Genomic DNA, 18,553 nt, shown 5'->3' on the forward strand with positions numbered 1-18,553 from the left:
GCAGATTGTCTCAATCATTTCAAAGCCAAAACGAACAAGCCCGGTCTTGGTAATTTACAACGACTCGCTCACACTGCTTCTAGCAGATCATGTTGATCAGCTCTTTTAGGCCCTTTTTCTTATAGTCGAGACCAGATCCAACGTCTTGAATGATCTTAAACTGATAGCCATTGACTTCACAATATCTGGACACTACATCCTTCTGTCTTTGGAGGTCTTCTTTTTGATGGCCAGAAGAAACCCGGCAATAGCCGATGGTCAGCAGCTTCTTAGGCTTAGCTGCTTTCATATTGCCTTGCAGAAGCTCATCTAGCATTTCTTTAGTGTAGCGACGTTGATTGGAGGCAGTTCTAAGCGGAGTAATCAATCCCCCAGCTTCCCAATTGCGGAGAGTTGACTTAGCAACATTAAGATACTCAGCTGCTTTTGATATGGACATGTGTTCGCTAATCGTTTCTTCCTTCCAATCTTTTGATACCGGCATTATATCATGAATTGGTAAGAAAAATTACTATTTAGTACTGGATGAAATTAATACTTTTTAACAGTCACAACCTTTTCCCTCTCCTTTTCTCATCTCTTTAATTCGCTTTCTTTTGAAATTATCATATATAGCCATACTGATCAAGGAAACTCTCCATTTGCTTTTATCAATCATTCATCTGAAATATGTCCTTGTATACGCAAAAAATCTCGCCTCAGTGTTGAGACAGGGTGCATCCCTCAATTAACAATATCGTAAACTTGTATATCGTAAACTTGTAAAGTGTAATATTGTAAACTGTATTATTGCTAACAAGGTGTTTCAATGTTTATCGGCAGAAATCAAGAGCTTACAGCTTTGAATAAGCTCTATCAAGAAGACAGCTTTCAATTTGCGGTCATCTATGGCCGCCGTCGTATCGGGAAAACTAGCTTGATCAACCAATTTCTTAAAGGCAAGCGGGCCATCTATTTTACTGGTCTTGAAGAAAAAGCCTTGGAAAACCTGGCCCGTTTTTCTGACGCGATTCACGCCTACGAAGATCCCAGCTATCTGGATGGACCTAATTTTGCTTCCTTTGAGCAGGCCTTCAAATATCTCGTCCATCTCTCTGAGAAAAATGACCGCTTAATCTTAGTCATCGATGAATTTCCTTACCTGGCGAAAGCCTATCCGCCAATCAGTTCAATGCTGCAATCCTACATCGACCATTATTTTAAGCAGAAAAAATTCTTTCTTATCCTCAGCGGCAGCTCCATGTCCTTCATGGAAAAGCGGGTCCTTGGCTACAAGAGCCCGCTTTATGGCCGCAGAACTGCTCAGTTTAAGCTGAAACCCTTCAGCCTGCATGATGCCGAAGAATTTTTCCCGCAATTAAATAAGGAAGACGTTTTTGAACTCAATGCCATCACCGGCGGAATTCCCCTCTACCTCTCCCTGATGTCTACCAAAAAATCACTTAGGGAGAACATCAAGGACAATTTCTTAACCACCATCGCCATGCTCTATGCCGAGCCGATGAGTCTGCTCAATCAAGAACTCCGCGAGCCGGCAAGCTACAGCTCAATCATCAGTGCCATCGCGGCCGGGGCCAGCCGGCAGTCAGAGATCTCAACTAAAACTGGTATTGCCAGCGGAGCCCTTAGCCCTTACCTGGACAATTTGATCGACCTGAGCATTGTCGAAAAACGGTTGCCGGTTACGGAACTTGATAAAGCCAGAAGCCGAAAGACCATCTATGCCATCAAAGATGGCATGTTCCGCTTCTGGTATACTTTCGTCGGCAAACGGGTCAGCTTTATCGAACGGGGGATTACCGAGCCAATTTTAGACTACATCATTAAGCAGCTCCCCCTACTTCATGGGACCAGAATTTGAAAAACTCTCCCAAGAATACCTCTGGTCCAAACTGTTTGATCCAGACCTGATGCCAGAGCCTTTTGTCAACTTAGGCAACTGGTGGGGACCGGATCCCAAGGAAAAGAAGCAAGTCGAAATGGACATTGTCGGTTTCGATGACCAAAAGCTGAACGGCTACTTTGGCGAATGCAAGTGGAAAAACGAACCGATCTCCGCGGATATCCTCGAAACTCTCATCTACCGAAGCAGCCTCTTCCCCACTCCTAAGAAAAATTACTACCTGTTCTCCAAGACCGGCTTTACTGATAAATGCCAGCAGCTTGCCCAGCAAGTCGACTGCCACTTAATTACCTTCGACATGATGTAAGTCTAAAAATAGAACCCCATACGCAAAAACATCCCGCCTCAGAGTTGAGACAGGATGCTTTTTTATGTCAGAAAGGGTTCAATTTTGTAAGGAAGGAATTAGTCTTCGCGGGAGTAGCTTGCTACGTCCTTGCTCAACTTGTCCATGAACTCAGCCAGACTCTCGGAGTTTTGTTCTTCAGTCCCGTAAGAACGAACGTTAACCGTGCCGGCGTTCATTTCATCATCCCCAAGCACCAGAGTGTAAGGTACCTTTTGGGTTTGTGATTCACGGATCTTGTAGCCCAGCTTTTCATTTCTGAAGTCGATTTCTGCTCTGAAGCCCTTGGCTACCAGTTCGTCGCGAACCTTCTTAGCGTAGTCTGAGTGAGCGTCCAGGTTAACTGGAATGATTTCAGCTTGAACAGGAGCCAGCCAAGTTGGGAAGGCACCCTTGTAGATTTCAGTCAGGTAAGCGATAAAGCGTTCCATAGTACCGACAATCCCGCGGTGGATCATAACTGGACGGTGTTCTTCGCCATCAGCGCCGATGTATGACAGTTCAAAGCGTTCTGGCAGCATGAAGTCCAGTTGGATGGTTGACATGGTTTCGTCGTTGCCCAAAGCAGTCTTGGTTTGGATGTCCAACTTTGGACCGTAGAAGGCAGCTTCACCTTCAGCTTCAACGTAGTCCAGGCCCATGTCGTCCATGGCTGCCTTCAGCATGCTTTGGCTTCTTTCCCACATTTCATCGTTGGCAAAGTACTTGTCAGTGTTCTTTGGATCCCGGTATGAAAGACGGAAGTAGTAGTCATTGATGTCGAAGTCGTGGTAAACGTCCATGATGATTTGCAAAGTTCTGGCAAATTCTTCTTGAACTTGGTCCAGAGCTACAAAAGTGTGACCGTCGTTCAGAGTCATTTCCCGGACACGTTGCAGACCTGACAAGGCACCAGACTTTTCGTAGCGGTGCATCATCCCCAGTTCAGCAATCCGGATTGGTAGTTCCCGGTAGGACCGGATGTGGTGCTTATAGATTTGGATGTGGGATGGGCAGTTCATTGGCCGCAATTCCAGCATTTCGCCTTCACCCATGTCCATTGGCGGGAACATGTCTTCCCGGTAGTGAGCCCAGTGGCCGGAAGTCTTGTAGGCGTCCAGGTTCATCAAAACTGGCGTATAAACGTGTTGGTAGCCGGCTGCGACTTCCTTGTCCACGATGTAGCGTTCAATGATCCGGCGGATAGTGGCACCCTTTGGCATCCAGTATGGCAAACCTGCCCCAACCTTAGGGTCAACGAAGAAAAGATCCAGGTCCCGGCCGATAGTCCGGTGGTCTCTTTCCTTGATTTCTGCCCGCCGCTTAAGGTCAGCTTCCAGGTCAGCTTCCTTGAAGAAGGCAGTCCCGAAGATTCTTTGCAGCATTGGGTTTGAGCTCTTGCCCTTCCAGTAGGCACCAGCTACTGACAAGAGCTTGAACTTCTTGATCTTACCAGTGTTTGGCAAAAGCGCGCTAAAGCCAAAGTCAACGAAGTCGCCCAGCTTGTAAGCGTCAACCACGTCGCCTTCCTTGGCCAAAAGTTCGCTCTTGTATGGGTCGTCCTTGAAGGCTTCAGCCAATTCGCTCTTAGCTACTTGTACGTGTTCAATGGCTTCGCCGTTCTTGATAGCCTTTTGCAGGGCCTTTTCCAAGTCTGGCAATTCAGTAACCTTGATTTGGTCTTCCTTGTCAGTTTCGATGAAGAAGCCGTCTTCTGAAACTTCAGCCTGGCCCAGCTTGATTTCCGGGTACTTGTCCTTAACCAAGGCTTCCAAAACGAAGGCAACAGTTGCCCGCAAGACGCTCAAACCTTCAGCGTCCTTGTTGGTCAAAATGGCAACTTCGTGGTCAGCGTCCAGCTGAAAATCAAGGGGCTTGATTTCCCCGTCAACCTTGCCAGCAACGGCATTCTTAGCCAGGGAAGTTGAGATGCTGGAAGCAAGGTCAGCAACGGAAACAGCTACGTCAAATTCTTTCTTTGAGCCATCTGGCAGAGTCAAAGCAAAACTCATTGGTTTAAATCCTCCAAAAACAAAAAAGTCCCGAGCACAAATACATGCTCGGGACGATTAATCATCGTGGTTCCACCCAAAATTCAGGCCTAAAGCGGCCTCTCTTATTGGACTGATAACGGCGTCCAACCTTGTCATTTATCTTTTGGGGTCATAGAAGGTGGGGTTCCTCCCAAATGGGGGCTTTCAGAACTGGGCCCCTCTCTCTGAAGCGGGAGGAATCATGTCTTCTATTTACTTTTCGATTATACCCCCTTGCCCGAATAAGACAAGGCTTTTTTGCCATTTTTTTCAAAAAATCTAAGGCAGGCGGCGGTTGTTCCCGTAAACCACCACTTCTTTAGCCAAATAGCGGACTCTTTGCATCAGCCGGGCCGCCTTGACCGGGTCATCCGCGTTCTTGGTCGCGCTAAAGTGGCTCTCCAGGGTCTTCATGTCAAAGTTGGAACTAAAGAAGGTCGGCAGGTCATTGTCCATCCGGGCCTGGAGAATCACACCTAAAACGTCGTCTCTTGACCAGGGACTGAGGGTCTCGGCCCCGATGTCGTCCAAAATCAAGACATCGCAAACCGCCAGGCGCTGGATTTCCGTCTGCAGGCTGTTGTCGCCGAAGTGGCTGGACAAACCAGCGATAAAGGTCGGCATGTGCAAAAAGATCACCCTGCCGCCCATTTCCGCTACCCGGTTGGCCAGGCCCGCTAAAATGTAGGTCTTCCCGACTCCGAAGTCCCCGCTTAAATAGAGGCCCTTGGCATGGGGATTGCTCTGGTAAGCCTGCAAAAAGGCCCCCACTTCAAACAAGGCCTGCTTGCGGTCATCGGCCATGTCCAAGTCAGCCAGCTTGACCCGGCGCAATTTCTCCGGCAGGTCAATCAACTCAATCCGCCGCTTGGCTGCTGCTTCTTTGTCCCGGCGCTGCTTGTCCTGGCTGGCCTGGTAACGAATCCCGATTAAAGGACCCTCCATGAAAAGCTGGGGCAAATAGCCGCTGATCACCTTGTCGTGGCTGTCTTTTTGCCGGCAGTATTCATAGAGGCTGGCAAAGCTGGCGTCCACGCTCTCCTTAGTCAGCTGGTCCTGGTGGGCCGTCAGAAAGGCCCGGACGTCGGGGTCAGCGAAGACCTGTTTTTTCATCTTTTCAAATGATTCCGCCGAAAAATCCTGCCCGTTCTTGGCTGCCGCGGCCTTAGCCGCATCATTCAACATGTCGCCAATTGCTCTCATCTAATCACCCTTACTTGTCTTTCTTGTCCGGCCCCTGCAGCATCTTCCGCAGGTCTTCATCAGAAATATTGACCGGCTGGACAAACTGCTTCTTGTTCCAGTCAGTCCCCTGTTCAAGCCGCCGGCTGCCTGAATATGCCGGGTAGTTCTTCTTTTGCCCTGACTGGGCCTGTTCCTTCCCAGCGCGCAGGTGCTTGATGGCGGCTTCCGGGGTCATGATTCCCTTTTGCAGCCAGTCGTTGGCAATCCGGTAGGCCAAATCCTGGGTCAAAACCGGCTGGTAGTTGAGGCAGGTGTAGACCAGAACATTGATCAAGTCCATTTCCAGGCCGATATTTTCCCGCAAATCATAGACGATCTGCCGCTCTCTGGCCGTGGTAAAGCCGCCCTTTTCCCGCTTCATGTCATCCAGGAAGTTGACCGGGGACTTGCTCTTCACCAGGTCTAAAAACTGCTGGTCTTGCTGGTCCACACTCGGCCGGTCCTGCTTTTCTTCCTGGCGCTTGATTACCTGCTTGCGGCGGTGGTCAGCCTTGTAGTTGTAGTTGAGGCTCTTTCTGATCGCCGCAACGTCCAGCTGGTAACTGCCATGCAGGGTTGGCAGGGTTTCGTTGATAAACTCTTCCTCGCTTAAGCCGTAAAGTTCCATGATGGACCGGATTTCGTCTTTCTGCCGGTCGATCTCGCTTTCCGGGATCTGGTAAGTCACGAAGCGGTCTTTCAAATACTGCCAGTCGATCTGCTTTAAGTTGACCTGGGCTTCTTCCGTCTTCTGGCCGGCATTTTCCTCAGCCGCCTTTTGGACGTCTTCAGAAGGATTGATGGCCTCATTTTCCGGCAGGCGGAAGACTTCAAAAAAGGAAGCGGAAACTTCTTCTAGGTTGTCCAGCTGCCGCTCCTTGACCTGGGCCTGCTTGGCAAATTCCCGGGACAGCTGGCTGAAGCGGACCCCGCCAACTTTTTCTTTTAAGAGGCTGGCTAACAGCGAAGTGTTGAAAAACTCACTGGCCTCCGGCACTGCGTGCAGCTTAAAAGCCAGGATATCCCCCAAGCGGAGATTGTGGCTGACATAGGTCTTGAGTAGCCCCACAGCTTCCAGCTTATGCAGGGCCTGCCAGAGCTGGCGGAGGCTGCAGTCCAGGTCTTCTTGCAGGTTGTACAGGGCACTTGAAGCCGACAAAGACCGGTAAGGATCAAAGCCCTGGACCAGGGTCTGGTAGAGGGCAACCCCTAAAGCCCCGATCAAGGGCTGGTAGAGCTTGATTAAGACCTGCCCTTGCCCTGACTGGTCGGCCAGCTCATTTAAAACGACGTACCTGAGGCGGGGATTGGAATTTTCGTACATGGACTACTTGGCCTTGCTGTGCCGGTCCATCATGTCCTCCATGGTCTTCATGAAGCTGGACATGTCAGTGAACTGGCGGTAGATGGAAGCAAAGCGGATGTAGGCCACGTCGTCAATGTCTGCTAATTGGTCCATGACCAGTTCCCCGATTTCCTTGGAGTAGATTTCGCCGACTCCTTTAGCCCGGATCCGGTTTTCAACATTGTCGACCAGCTTGTTGAGCTGCTCGCTGGTTACCGGCCGCTTCTGGCAGGCAGCCGCCACCCCGTTCAGGATCTTTTCCCGGCTGAAGGCCTCTCTGGTGCCGTCGTTCTTGATCACCAAAAGGGGTGACTGTTCCACCCGTTCAAAAGTCGTAAAGCGGTAGCCGCAGTTTTCGCATTCCCGCCGCCGGCGGATGGTCCGCCCTTCGTCAGTTGGCCGGGAGTCAATAACCCGGGAGGCGTTTTGATGGCAATTTGGACAAAGCATTGTGAAGCTCCTTTCACGCGATAGTTTTCAGCAGATTGCTCAATTTATCTCTTAATTCTTCTATTGTACCAGTATTTTCAAGGACATAGCTAGCCAACAGGCGTTTTTCCCCTAAGGGCAGCTGGGCCTGCATCCGCCTTTTAGCTTCTGCTTCACTTAAAGAGTCCCGCTTCATCAAGCGGTCCAGTTCCACTTCTTCCGGGGCCGCGATCAAGAGGACAGCGTCAAAGTAGTCCTGCCAGCCAGCCTCAAAGAGCAGGGGAACATCGATGACGCAAACAGAAGCCTGGCTGTCTTTCATCTGCTTTTGAACTTCTTTTAAGACCTCGCCTTGGGTAATTTTAGACAATTTGGCCAAAGCCTTAGGATTGGCAAAGACATACTGGCCCAGCTTCTTGCGGTTAAGACTCTTATCTTCATTGAAGAAGTCCGGCCCGAATTCTTCTAAGATCCTTTGCCAGGAGACCTGGCCCACTTCGGCCTGCTGGTGGGCAATCAAGTCGCTGTCAATGACCTGGCAGCCCAGCTCTTTTAATATCCGGCTGGCGGTCGACTTGCCCGTGGCAATCCCGCCGGTCAGTCCCAGATAAAAAGTCATCTAATCTTTTACCTCTTTTGACAATGCAGGCAGTAGGTGGTTCCCCGCCCGCTGATCTTGATCTTGACAAAGTCTTCCCCGCAGCGGGGGCATGGCTGCCCCTCCTTGCCGTAGACCTTGAGCTTTTCCTGGTAGTGGCCGGACTCCCCTTCCGCGTTTAAGAAGCTGTGGACGGTCGTGCCGCCGTATTTAGTAGCTTCTTCTATGGTTTCATTGATGGCTGAATGGAGGCACTTGACCTGGTCCTTGGTTAATTCGTTAGCTGGCGTTAAGGGGTTAATCCGGCTTTGCCAGAGGACTTCATCAACATAGATGTTGCCCAGACCGGCCACCAGGGTCTGACTCATGAGCAGGCTCTTGATGTTCATGCTCCTCTTCTTCAAGCCTTTTTCAAAGTAGTCCAAGCTAAATTCTGGACTATTTGCTTCAACGCCCAAATTCTTCAAGCCGGTGACCTGGAATTCAGTTCCAGTTTCCACCAATTGCAGGCGGCCGAATTTGCGGACATCCGCGTAGCGGAGGCTGCTTCCATCGGTAAAGGCAAACTGCAGGTGCTCATGCTTGTCTACCTGTGCATCCCAGGTCGTTAGATGGTACTTGCCTTCCATCCGCAAGTGGGAAACGACCGTCAAGTCGCCTAAACGGAAGAGCAGGAATTTGGCATAGCGGTCAACGGCGGTAAAGGTCTTGCCCTTTAACTCCCTTTTAAAAGTTTCCGGGTCGCCGGTGATGACCTTGTCGTACCAAATATCGACATGGTCGATCGTTTTGCCCACGACCAAGGGCCGCAGGGTCCGGCGGACCGTTTCAACTTCTGGCATTTCTGGCATTTTCTACCTCCTACTTTGCTTCATACCAGTCATGGCCCCAACCGGCGTCAGCGACTAAAGGCACGTCCAACTTAACAGCTGCCTGCATGACTGACGGGACAATCTTCTGGATCGTTTCCAGTTCATCAGCTGGTACGTCAAAGATCAATTCGTCGTGGACCTGGACAACCATCTTGGTCTTTAATCCCAGTTCATCCAGCTTCTTTTGCATGTTGATCATGGCAATCTTCATGATGTCCGCGGCTGACCCTTGGATTGGGGAGTTGATCGCCGTTCTTTCCGCGAAAGAGCGGACATTAAAGTTCTTAGCGTGAATATCTGGCAGGTAGCGGCGGCGGTGCATGATGGTTTCCGCGTAGCCCTTTTCTCTGGCGTCTTTAACAGCCCGGTCCATGTAGGCCTGGATGCCTGGGTATTGCTCAAAGTATTCGTCGATGAATTCCTTGGCCTGCTTGCGGGAGATGTCCAGGTTCTTGGAGAGGCCGTAATCGGAGATCCCGTAGACGATCCCAAAGTTGACCGCCTTGGCCCGCCGTCTTTGCAAAGACGTTACTTCGTCAACGCTGCTTAAGTGGAAGATCTTCATGGCCGTGTGGGCGTGGATGTCGTAGCCGTTCTTGAAGGCTTCCTGCATGTTCGGGTCGGCTGAGACATGGGCCAGAACCCGGAGCTCGATTTGGGAGTAGTCGCAGGAGTAGATATAGCCATCCGGACTTGATGGGACAAAAGCCTTTCTGATCTGCTTGCCTTCTTCCGTTCTGGTTGGGATGTTCTGCAGGTTAGGGTCAACTGAAGACAGGCGGCCAGTTGCCGTCAAAGTCTGCAGGTAGCGGGTGTGGATACGGCCGTCACGCTCATCGATGACGTCTAAGAGGCCCTTAACGTAGGTAGACTGGATCTTGGAAATCTGCCGGTATTCCAGGATGTCACTGACAACCGGGCTTTGTTCTTTCAATTGGTTCAAGACTTCAACTGAAGTGGAGTAACCAGTCTTGGTCTTCTTGATAACTGGCAGGCCCAGCTTTTCAAAGAGGATGACCCCCAGCTGCTTTGGTGAATTCAAGTTGAATTCTTCTCCGGCTTCCTTGTAGATCTTCTCTTCCAGTTCCTTTAAACGGACAGCAAAGTCGTTTTCCAGTTCCTTTAAGCGGGAAGGCTGGACCTTGATCCCGTTCATCTCCATCTTGGCCAGGACTCTGGCCGTTGGCAGTTCGATCGAGTCGTAGAGGTCGTCTTGCTCGTGGTCCTTTAACTGCTTTAACAGACTGTCCTTCAAAGCCGCGATCGCCGCGGTCTTGCCGGCCAGGTGGTTGAAGAAGACAGCGTCATCTGCCGGAATCTTAGCATTCTTCCCCTTCCCGTAGACTTCCAGGTCGGTCTTTAAGTCAAAGTAGTCGTAGCCTTGTACCAGTTCACCCAGGTCGTTGGAATTTTTCTCATTGTCAACCAGGTAAGAAGCCAGGAGCAGGTCAAAGGTCAAAGATTCAGCCTTGATTCCCAGCCGGTAGAGGCCGTAAGTGGTCCGCTTTAAGTCAAAAACGTTCTTTTGAACGGCAGAATCTTCCAGCATTCCCTTCAAGGGGCTTTCTTGCAAGAGGAAGACGTCCCGGCTGACGAAAGTTTCCCCGCCGATTTTCAAGGCAAAACCGGCGAAGTCGGCCAGGTGGTAGTTGTCGCCAAACATGGCCAGGTAGAAAGTAACTTCAGCAGCCTTTGGCAGCTGGTCTAAGTTATCAGCACTGAGCACGACATAGTCCTGCTTTTTAACTTCCGTCTTGTTTTCAGTCAACTCCCCTTTTTGGGTCAAGTCGGCCAGAAAGCGGCGGAAGTTCATCTTTTCGTAGAAGCGACGGAGGTCGTCGATATTGCTGCCCTCATAGCTAAGGTCATCAAGGGTCACTTCCACCGGGCTGTCGCAGTTGATGGTGGCCAGCTTTTTACCCAAAAGGGCATTGTCCTTGCTGGCGATCAGATTTTCCTTCAGCTTGGACTTCTTCATTTCATCAACGTGGTTATACAAGTTCTCCACGCTGCCGTATTCCTGGATCAATTTAGAGGCAGTCTTGGGGCCGACCTTGGCCACGCCTGGGTAGTTGTCGGACGGGTCACCCATCAAAGCCTTCATGTCGATGAACTCAGTCGGGGTCACCCCGTTGACTTCTTTCATGTGGTCTGGAGTGAAGGCTTCCAGTTTAGTTACCCCGGACTTGGTCACGTAGACGGTGACATTGTCACTGGCCAATTGGGTCAAGTCCTTGTCCCCGGAAACAACGGCCACTTCATAGCCGGCTTCGGCTCCCTTTTTAGCCATGGTGCCGATGATGTCGTCGGCTTCATAGTTGGACAGTTCGTAGCTCTTGATTCCCATGTCCTTGAGCATTTCCCGCAGGTAAGGGAGCTGTTCGGAAAGTTCTGCCGGGGTCTTGTCCCGGCCGCCCTTGTATTCTTTGTACATGGCTGTTCTGAAAGTGGTCTTGCCGGCGTCAAAGGCCACCAGGATATGGCTTGGGTCTTCCTGCTTCAGGACCACGTCCAGCATGTTTTTAAAGGCATAGAGGGCGTTGGTGTGGAGACCTTCTGGATTCTTAAACTTGTCCAGCTGCTGGTACATGGCGAAAAAGGCCCGGAAGGCCACGGAATTACCATCGATTAAAAGTAACTTCTTCTTGTTCATTGTCATTCCTTGCAAAATAAAAACTGTCAAAATACCTATATGTATTTTAACAGTTTTTGCTAGTTCGTTAATTATTTAGATCCGCTTCTTATTTTCACGTTCTTGTAGAACATGAGCCAGAGGATGACAACCAAGACGGATAAGAAAATAAAGGCATGCTGGGTACCGATTGCCGTTGGCCGCGGACCCTTTGACCCGTATTGGGACTGGCTGAGGGCCACGATGGCTGAAGTGATGGAAGTCCCGATCGACCCAGCGAACTGCTGGATGGTGTTTAAGAAAGCATTACCTTAGGCCGACGGGCTAGGCTTCAAACTGGCCAGGTCGTTAGTCATGATTGAGCCAACGGTAATGCCCATCCCTGCCATATAGATGATATAAACCAGGGAGATTACAAGGTTGGACATGTGCTGGGACAAGCAAACAAAAACAAGCCGCTGACCAATCAGCGGCTTGTCTCTTAACTATTAAACTCGTAATTTTCCCAGCGGCTTACTTTTCCAGCATCTTCTCAAATGCTACTTCGTATTTAGGAATGTCGCCAGCACCCATGAAGACGATGCAGTCGCCCTTGTAAACCAAAAGGTCCTGCAAGTTGTCAAAGTCGATGACTTCCGCGCCTGGAATCTGACTGGTAATGTCTTCACTCTTAATATCACCGGCCTTTTCTCTGGCTGACCCGTAAATCGGCGTCAAGAAGGCCTTGTCGACCCCCTTCAGAATCTCTACGTATTCTTCTTCGAATTCCTTGGTTCTGGAGTAAGTGTGCGGCTGGAAGATGGTAACCAGCTTCCGGTCCGGGAACTTCTGCCGGGCTGCTTGAATCGTAGCCCGCAGTTCAGTTGGGTGGTGTGCGTAGTCATCGATGACCACCGTGTCACCGAAGTCCTTTTCGCTGAAGCGGCGCTTGGCCCCGGTGTACTTAACCAGACCCTTTCTGACTACATCAAGGTCGATGCCTTCAGTAAAGGCAATAGCAATAACCGCCGTAGCGTTCATCACATTGTGGTCACCGAAAAGGTGGATAGTAAATTCGCCTAAGTCTTCCCCATTAGCCCGGACATGGAACTTGGCCCCTTCAGTGGTCTTAACCACGTCAAAGGCCTGGAAGTCATCGCTGTCTTTCAAGCCGTAAGTGTACTTCTTGGCCGTCTTTGGCTGGATCTTCTGCAGGCGTTCGTCATCGCCACAGACAAAAAGCCCCTTCTTAGTCTGGTCAGCCGCCGTCTGGAAGGCTGAGGCATAGTCGTCTCTGTCCTTGAAGTAGTCAGGGTGGTCAAAGTCGACATTGGTCATGATCTGGTAGTCCGGGTGGTAGGCCAGGAAGTGCCGCCGGTATTCGTCAGCTTCGTAGACGAAGAAGCGGGAGTCCTTGACCCCCTTCCCCATCCCGTCACCGATCAGGAAAGAAGTCGGAGCGGCTTCGCCCAAAACCGTTGCCAAAAGGCCGGTGGTTGAAGTCTTGCCGTGGGAACCCGCAACCCCGATACTGGTGTACTGCTGGACGATTTCTTCAACCGTGTCCGGGTAGCTTTGCCACTTGACGCCCTTTTCCTCGCAGGCGGCAACTTCGATGTTGTCGCTCTTAAAAGCGTTACCCTTGACGATCACCTGGCCGCTTCCCTTGATGTTGTCCTTGGAGAAGGAAGCAACTTCAATCCCAGCTGCTTCCAGCGGGTCCTGGGTGAAGGTGTACTTGTCGATGTCGCTGCCGGCAACCTTGTAGCCCAGGTCGTGCAAAATCAAGGCCAAGGAAGCCATCCCGGTCCCCTTGATCCCAATAAACCAAATTTGTTTAGTCTTGTCTAACATTTTTTCGCTCCATTTGTTTCAAACGTTCGACCCTTATTTTATCATTCTTGGGCCAAGAAAAAAGAGCTCCGGGCCATAATCAGCCGAAAGCTCTTTATTTTTTGCCGTTTTTTAACAATTACAGGGTGATAGCGCCGCTGGCCAGCAGTTCGTCACACTTGGTCGGTTCAAATTCGTCACCGATCTTGAAGCTGTCCGGAACAACCATGATCCCCCGCTTTTGCGGAGCATGAGCCAAGCCCAGTTCTCTGGCTGAGCAGATCATCCCGTCTGATTCAACCCCGCGCAAGGCGCCTGGCCAAATCTGTGCGCCGTTTGGCATCAAGGTGCCAGGCAGAGCCACAACGACCTTTTGCCCTTGGGCGATGTTTGGTGCCCCGCAGACAATTTGGTGGTCCTGACCATCGCCAACGTCAATTTGCGTTACGTGCAAGTGGTCAGAGTCCGGGTGGGCAGCGCATTCCTTAACGTAGCCGTAAACCAGGGTTGGCTTGGCCACAGTCAGCTTGTCGGAAAAACCAACGCTGGCCAGTTTTTCGTTCAAAGCTGCGACTTGGTCTTCATCCAGCTTAACTTGGCCGTTTGGCAGCTTGTCGTAGTCCAGTACCTGGTCAACGTTAAAGAAGTTGAAGCCGGTCAATTCGCCCTTGCCGTCCGTAACCCGGGTTACGTCGGCCTTTTCTTCGAAATTGCTTTCGCCATCTCCTTGCGCCAAGATGACGATCAAAGTGTTGGGATAGCTTACTTTGTTAATACTAGTGATCATTTGATCTCAAGTCCCCTCTTATCTAGTCAAGCGACCGCAAAAATGCTTCTACTTCCTGCTTGGTCTTGCGGTCTCCATTAACTAGTCTACCAATTTCTTGCCCATCTTGGTAGACAACAAATGAAGGAATTCCCATAATGTTCATTTCCTTGCACAAGTCGATGGAGCCGTCCCGGTCGATCTTGATGAACTTGCTGTCTGCGAAGTCAGCTTCGATTGCTGGCATGGCAGGTTCCAAAAAGCGGCAGTCTGAGCACCAGTCAGCAGAAAATTCGACAACCGTCCGCCCGCTCTTGACTAAGTCTGCCAGCTTTGTCTGGTCAACTACTTTATATTCTTCCATGTTTGCCTCCTTCTTACTTTTAATAAGAGAAATATTTACTAGCTATTTTAACCGATTTTCCCGGCAAAAGGAAATTTTTTACTTGGCCATAAAGCCCGCGTGCAGGCAGTAGATCGGCTGCCCCTTGCTGGCAAACTTGTGCTCATACTCAGTTTCCACGTTCTTTTCCACGATTTCTTCGCTTTCGTGGTGGAGGTCAACTGACACGAAGTCAAAGTGCATCCCGTAATTGTTCATGCTCTTGACACTGTAGGCAAACAGGCCGGAGTTGTCGGTCTTGAATTCGATCAACCCGTCGCCGGTCAAGACTGCCTGGTACTTGGCTAAAAAGTCCTTGTAGGTCAAGCGGCGCTTTTCATGCCGGCTCTTTGGCCAGGGATCGCTGAAGTTGAGGTAGATCTTGCTGGTGGAGTTTTCCCCGAAGTAGGCTACCAGGTTGGCCGCGTCGGCGCAGAGGATCTGCAGGTTATCCAGCCCCTCGTCCAGCTTCTTTTTCAAGATGATGCCGGCTGCCGTCTTCTGGATTTCCACGGCCACGAAGTTGCGGTCAGGGTGCTGCTTAGCCAAAGTAGTAATAAACTGCCCCTTGCCTGAGCCGACTTCGATTTCAATTGGCTTGTCGTTGCCAAAGCGGGCTGCCCAGTCGATCTTTTCCGCTGGATCCGGCCAGTCCAAGGCGCTTTCCGGGTGCTCTTCTACCAGTTTGTTTGCCCAAGGCTTGTTCTTTAAACGCATGTCTCTCTGTTCTTTCTAATTCTTAGTTTTATCTATATCTTATTTTACCGTTTGCTTTTTTACCCTTTTGCCCTATTTTTTCCGCTTCTTGTAGCGGGATTTTTTCGCCAGCTGCTGGGTCTTGTAAGGCAGGTAGCCTTTGGCCAAAAGGCCGCACCAGACCAAGAGCAAGAGGCTCCAGGCAAACTGGCCCGGCACAATGGCCAGCCAGAAAATTATAATCAGCCCCGTCTGCAAAAGCAAGGCCCAGGCCAAGACCCGGCTGACTTCCTGTCCCCGCTCTTTTTGGGCAATCGGGTAGACCCGGTACATGATGTTCTGGTCATATTTTTGCCCTAAAGGCAGGAGCTGCCAGACGGTTAAGTACATGACCAAGCCGGACAGGAGCAGAGACCAGACCGGATCCTGGATCATGGCTGTTAACAAAACAGCAAATGCCGTCATCCGGGCCAAAAGGTTCAAGTATTCCGGGTCCCGCAAAAGAGTCCGCCGGTACAAGAAGCTGTTTGGGCTTTCCTTGCCAAAAGGCGGCAATAAAAAGTCCAGATACTTCCGCCGCTTGATATTGACCTGTCTTTCCTTGACGTCAGTAAACAGGGCAAAGCCGGCGTAAACCGTCTCTTTCCGCCTTGCTTCATAGTCAATGGCGTACTGCCAGTCAAAGGCGGAATTTTTCCAGGCCTGTAAGGCCAAAACTGCGATAACGGCAAGGGCCAAAAGCAGGTACAAGGCATTTGGCAAGAAATACAAACTCGCTAAAAGCAGGGCTAATAGGACTAGCCTGATCAGCCAGGTCACCTGCTTGACCCTGTGGTCAAAAGTCAGGCTGCGGCTGACCGCCCCTTGCTCAAAGACCTTGGCGAAAAAGAGGGCCAAGACCAAGCTAAAGTAGTTGAGATTGCTGAGGCCCATTTTTAAACTGGCGAAGGGATACATGATCCCGCCAGCTAAGGCCAAAAGCAAGGCCGGCAGAACTAAGCTGTAGCGGCGCATGGGAGCCAGGTAATCATCCAGCCGGTCGTCAGTGGCCAACAAAAACTGCCGGTCAGCCGTCTGCAATAGGGTCACCAGTTTGCCCGGCAAGTAGGCCAGCCAAAGCAAGGCGGATAATACCAGGGGATAGTACCAGGCCTTTACCGGCAGGACCTTCATCACCTGGGCATACCAGAACATGACTGCCCCAAAGATGAAGATCAGAGCCAGGACAAAGAAATCGTTGAAAACCAAGGCCAAATACTTGGCTGACTGCTGGAAGTTACCCTGCAGTCTCTTCTTTGCCAACTCACGCATTTTTCTGCTCCTGGTACAAGAGCTGATAGAGCTTGTCAAAGGAGTCGCTGGCCTCTAAGCCATAGTGGCCCCTGATTTCATCCAGGCTGCCGGTGAACTCGATCGTGCCCTGGTTTAAGATCGCGTAGGTCTTGATGGCCTTCTGGGCATCGGCTAATACGTGGGTCGTCATCAGAATTTCCTTGCCAGACTCTTGCGCTTCTTTGATGAGGCCGATGAAGTTGGCGACAGCCAGAGGGTCCAGGCCGGTAAATGGCTCATCGATCACTAAAAGCTGGGCGTCAGTCAAGAAGGCGGCCACGATCATCACCTTCTGCTGCATCCCTTTTGAAAAGTGCACCGGCAGCCAGTCAAATTTGTCTGCCAGGCGGAACATGGTCAAAAGCTTTCTAGCCTTTTCCCAGGCTTTATCCGGATCCAGCTGGTAGGCCAGGATGGTCAGTTCCAGGTGCTCTTTCAAGGTCAGTTCCGGGTAAATGACTGGCGTTTCCGGGATATAGGCCACCAGCTTTTTAAATTCAGCTGGCTTCTCAGCCAGGTTGATCCCGTTTAAAGTAATTTTGCCGGCTTGCGGGCGCAAAAGGCCCAGCAGGTGCTTGATGGTGGTCGACTTGCCAGCCCCGTTCAAGCCAATCAAGCCGATCGCCTCACCGGAAGCGATGGTCAGATTGACGTCTTTGATTACCGGGATGCCGCTGTAGCCCCCGGTCAAATGCGATATTTCTAAAGTCATATTTTCCCTATCTTTCTTCATGTTTTTATCTGCCTATTATGATAGCATGGAGACATAGAGAAACTGAAAAAATAACTCATTAAAATTGATCAGAGGTAATACAATGACTAAGGCTGAATTAATTGACGACTGTTTATTCTGTAAGATTATCCGCGGCGAAATTCCCAGCTACACCGTTTTTGAAAATGACGACGTGAAGGCCTTTTTGGACATTTCCCAGGTCAACGAAGGCCACGTATTGATGGTGACAAAGAAGCACTTGACCAACTTCTTTGACTACAGCGCTGAAGACGCCAGCCGCTTTATGCAATACGTGCCGGAAATCGCCAAGGCCATCAAGGCTTCTGACCCGCGGATCCAGGCGATGAATGTCACCAGCAACAACGGTAAAATTGCCGGCCAGGTGGTCATGCACTCTCATATCCACTTTATCCCCCGCTGGGAAGGCGACGGCATCAAGTTCTTCACCAGAAACAATGCCGACCAGTACGACGAAAAGAAGTACCAGGAAGTCTGCGACCGGATCAAGGCCCAGTTTTAACTGAGGGGGAAGAGAAATGCGGAATTTCAAGCACTTTGGCCTGGGCTTTTTGCTCGGGGCAGCAGCAGGGGCGGTCTTTGCCTTTTTGCCAGATGAAAACGGCAAGAGCACCAGGGAATATCTCAAAGAAGACGCGGAAGACTTCAAGGAAAGCCACAAGGAACTGCAAGACGGCCTCTCCCGGGCCCAGGAAGCCGGCAGCCGCTTAGCCAGTGAACTGCCAGCAGCTGAGCAGATGGTCAGCGACCTCAACACCGACGTAGAACGCTTCAAGCAAGAAGCCGACAAGGAAATCACCCGCCTGCAGGCCAAGATTGACAGACTAAGCAGCGAGCTCAACCAGGACCTGAACGAGAGCGAAAATTAATCAGAACATAAAAAAGTGTTGAATGATTACTCTTACCATGAAGTAATTACTCAACACTTTTTTCTTGCTCTAAATTTTTCTATTGTTTATTTGACTGCCACTGGCCAACCAGGCTGGTAATGTCACTTGCGCCCATGTCAGCCAAAACTGCTGGCAGACCGTCAATCACGTGTTTGATGGCCAATTTGTCATGGAAGGCCATGCTGCCGATCTGGACAGCGCTGGCCCCAGCCAAGATGAATTCAGCCGCGTCTTCCGGGCTGTTGATCCCGCCGACCCCGATGATCGGCAGACTAGTTGCCTGCCTGACCTGGGCCACCATGCGGACAGCCACTGGCTTAACTGCTTGACCGGACAAGCCGCCAAAGTCATTGCCTAAAACCGGCCGCCGGGTCTTTAAATCAAGGTGCAGGCCCAGCAAGGTGTTAATCAAGGTCAAGCCATCAGCGCCGCCTCTTTCAGCGGCCTGGGCAATTTCCACGATGCTGGTAACGTTTGGCGTCAATTTCACGTATACCGGCAGGTCCACTTTTTCCTTAACCAGGCGGGTGATCTTTTCCACCATTTCCGGCACGATGCCAAAA

At 50.7% G+C, this 18,553-nt stretch carries 16 protein-coding genes and 2 pseudogenes; 3 read left to right on the forward strand and 15 right to left on the reverse strand.

The window, feature by feature from the left end; translation table 11 throughout:
- A pseudogene (locus tag FD23_RS04610) lies at positions 1-484 on the reverse strand (IS607 family transposase); the annotation flags it as partial.
- Between the two features lie 324 nt (positions 485-808).
- On the opposite strand from FD23_RS04610, the pseudogene FD23_RS04615 reads away from it, so the two are divergent.
- A pseudogene (locus FD23_RS04615) lies at positions 809-2,210 on the forward strand (ATP-binding protein).
- Between the two features lie 98 nt (positions 2,211-2,308).
- Here the strand turns inward: FD23_RS04615 and thrS are convergent.
- The 13 genes from thrS to FD23_RS04680 all read right to left on the reverse strand — a co-directional run bounded on the left by thrS (position 2,309) and on the right by FD23_RS04680 (position 17,061).
- A complete protein-coding gene (gene thrS / locus FD23_RS04620) occupies positions 2,309-4,240 on the reverse strand; it encodes a threonine--tRNA ligase (RefSeq protein WP_025895551.1) in 1,932 nt (643 codons plus the stop codon).
- A gap of 300 nt (positions 4,241-4,540) precedes the next feature.
- The gene (gene dnaI / locus FD23_RS04625; RefSeq protein WP_025895552.1) at positions 4,541-5,464 is read right to left on the reverse strand and encodes a primosomal protein DnaI; all 924 of its coding nucleotides are present in this window, start codon (positions 5,462-5,464) and stop codon (positions 4,541-4,543) included.
- A 10-nt stretch (positions 5,465-5,474) separates the two neighbouring features.
- Complete coding sequence (locus FD23_RS04630; RefSeq protein WP_025895553.1) at positions 5,475-6,809, reverse strand: DnaD domain protein; 1,335 nt, start codon at positions 6,807-6,809, stop codon at positions 5,475-5,477.
- Positions 6,810-6,812: 3 nt separating this feature from the next.
- Complete coding sequence (gene nrdR, locus FD23_RS04635; protein WP_025895554.1) at positions 6,813-7,280, reverse strand: transcriptional regulator NrdR; 468 nt, start codon at positions 7,278-7,280, stop codon at positions 6,813-6,815.
- Between the two features lie 13 nt (positions 7,281-7,293).
- Positions 7,294-7,878, reverse strand: coding sequence for a dephospho-CoA kinase (gene coaE / locus FD23_RS04640; protein ID WP_025895555.1), 585 nt, complete (start codon positions 7,876-7,878; stop codon positions 7,294-7,296).
- 8 nt (positions 7,879-7,886) lie between these two features.
- Positions 7,887-8,708 (reverse strand): DNA-formamidopyrimidine glycosylase, encoded by an 822-nt coding sequence (mutM, locus tag FD23_RS04645; RefSeq protein ID WP_025895556.1) that lies wholly within the window; start codon positions 8,706-8,708, stop codon positions 7,887-7,889.
- A gap of 10 nt (positions 8,709-8,718) precedes the next feature.
- Positions 8,719-11,382, reverse strand: a complete 2,664-nt coding sequence (gene polA, locus FD23_RS04650) for a DNA polymerase I (protein ID WP_052933716.1) — start codon at positions 11,380-11,382, stop codon at positions 8,719-8,721.
- 492 nt (positions 11,383-11,874) lie between these two features.
- Positions 11,875-13,194, reverse strand: a complete 1,320-nt coding sequence (gene murC / locus FD23_RS04655) for a UDP-N-acetylmuramate--L-alanine ligase (RefSeq protein WP_025895559.1) — start codon at positions 13,192-13,194, stop codon at positions 11,875-11,877.
- A 118-nt stretch (positions 13,195-13,312) separates the two neighbouring features.
- Positions 13,313-13,960: a YtpR family tRNA-binding protein gene (gene ytpR / locus FD23_RS04660; protein ID WP_025895560.1), complete on the reverse strand. Its 648-nt coding sequence runs from the start codon at positions 13,958-13,960 to the stop codon at positions 13,313-13,315.
- Between the two features lie 22 nt (positions 13,961-13,982).
- Positions 13,983-14,303 (reverse strand): thioredoxin family protein, encoded by a 321-nt coding sequence (locus FD23_RS04665; RefSeq protein ID WP_025895561.1) that lies wholly within the window; start codon positions 14,301-14,303, stop codon positions 13,983-13,985.
- A gap of 78 nt (positions 14,304-14,381) precedes the next feature.
- Positions 14,382-15,038, reverse strand: a complete 657-nt coding sequence (gene trmB / locus FD23_RS04670) for a tRNA (guanosine(46)-N7)-methyltransferase TrmB (RefSeq protein WP_025895562.1) — start codon at positions 15,036-15,038, stop codon at positions 14,382-14,384.
- Positions 15,039-15,110: 72 nt separating this feature from the next.
- The gene (locus tag FD23_RS04675; protein ID WP_025895563.1) at positions 15,111-16,328 is read right to left on the reverse strand and encodes an ABC transporter permease; all 1,218 of its coding nucleotides are present in this window, start codon (positions 16,326-16,328) and stop codon (positions 15,111-15,113) included.
- The gene (locus tag FD23_RS04680) at positions 16,321-17,061 is read right to left on the reverse strand and encodes an ABC transporter ATP-binding protein (RefSeq protein ID WP_025895564.1); all 741 of its coding nucleotides are present in this window, start codon (positions 17,059-17,061) and stop codon (positions 16,321-16,323) included. Before FD23_RS04680 ends, FD23_RS04675 begins: the two co-directional genes overlap by 8 nt.
- Before the next feature lie 103 nt (positions 17,062-17,164).
- Between FD23_RS04680 and FD23_RS04685 the strand changes: the two genes are divergently transcribed.
- Together FD23_RS04685 and FD23_RS04690 are read left to right on the forward strand one after the other, a co-directional pair.
- Positions 17,165-17,602, forward strand: a complete 438-nt coding sequence (locus FD23_RS04685) for an HIT family protein (RefSeq protein WP_025895565.1) — start codon at positions 17,165-17,167, stop codon at positions 17,600-17,602.
- A 16-nt stretch (positions 17,603-17,618) separates the two neighbouring features.
- Complete coding sequence (locus tag FD23_RS04690) at positions 17,619-17,969, forward strand: YtxH domain-containing protein (RefSeq protein ID WP_003615649.1); 351 nt, start codon at positions 17,619-17,621, stop codon at positions 17,967-17,969.
- 79 nt (positions 17,970-18,048) lie between these two features.
- Here the strand turns inward: FD23_RS04690 and FD23_RS10395 are convergent.
- Positions 18,049-18,553: nitronate monooxygenase (locus tag FD23_RS10395; RefSeq protein WP_236743876.1), on the reverse strand; the 505-nt coding region annotated here is incomplete at its 5' end.

It is taken from the genome of Lactobacillus delbrueckii subsp. delbrueckii DSM 20074 = JCM 1012, assembly GCF_001433875.1.
In the GTDB taxonomy this organism is placed as follows: domain Bacteria; phylum Bacillota; class Bacilli; order Lactobacillales; family Lactobacillaceae; genus Lactobacillus; species Lactobacillus delbrueckii.

Coding starts and splice junctions, on each gene's coding strand:
- thrS (WP_025895551.1), bottom strand. CDS start 4,240: ATGAGTTTTGCTTTGACTCTGCCAGATGGCTCAAAGAAAGAATTTGAC.
- dnaI (WP_025895552.1), bottom strand. CDS start 5,464: ATGAGAGCAATTGGCGACATGTTGAATGATGCGGCTAAGGCCGCGGCA.
- FD23_RS04630 (WP_025895553.1), bottom strand. CDS start 6,809: ATGTACGAAAATTCCAATCCCCGCCTCAGGTACGTCGTTTTAAATGAG.
- nrdR (WP_025895554.1), bottom strand. CDS start 7,280: ATGCTTTGTCCAAATTGCCATCAAAACGCCTCCCGGGTTATTGACTCC.
- coaE (WP_025895555.1), bottom strand. CDS start 7,878: ATGACTTTTTATCTGGGACTGACCGGCGGGATTGCCACGGGCAAGTCG.
- mutM (WP_025895556.1), bottom strand. CDS start 8,708: ATGCCAGAAATGCCAGAAGTTGAAACGGTCCGCCGGACCCTGCGGCCC.
- polA (WP_052933716.1), bottom strand. CDS start 11,382: ATGAACAAGAAGAAGTTACTTTTAATCGATGGTAATTCCGTGGCCTTC.
- murC (WP_025895559.1), bottom strand. CDS start 13,194: ATGTTAGACAAGACTAAACAAATTTGGTTTATTGGGATCAAGGGGACC.
- ytpR (WP_025895560.1), bottom strand. CDS start 13,960: ATGATCACTAGTATTAACAAAGTAAGCTATCCCAACACTTTGATCGTC.
- FD23_RS04665 (WP_025895561.1), bottom strand. CDS start 14,303: ATGGAAGAATATAAAGTAGTTGACCAGACAAAGCTGGCAGACTTAGTC.
- trmB (WP_025895562.1), bottom strand. CDS start 15,038: ATGCGTTTAAAGAACAAGCCTTGGGCAAACAAACTGGTAGAAGAGCAC.
- FD23_RS04675 (WP_025895563.1), bottom strand. CDS start 16,328: ATGCGTGAGTTGGCAAAGAAGAGACTGCAGGGTAACTTCCAGCAGTCA.
- FD23_RS04680 (WP_025895564.1), bottom strand. CDS start 17,061: ATGACTTTAGAAATATCGCATTTGACCGGGGGCTACAGCGGCATCCCG.
- FD23_RS04685 (WP_025895565.1), top strand. CDS start 17,165: ATGACTAAGGCTGAATTAATTGACGACTGTTTATTCTGTAAGATTATC.
- FD23_RS04690 (WP_003615649.1), top strand. CDS start 17,619: ATGCGGAATTTCAAGCACTTTGGCCTGGGCTTTTTGCTCGGGGCAGCA.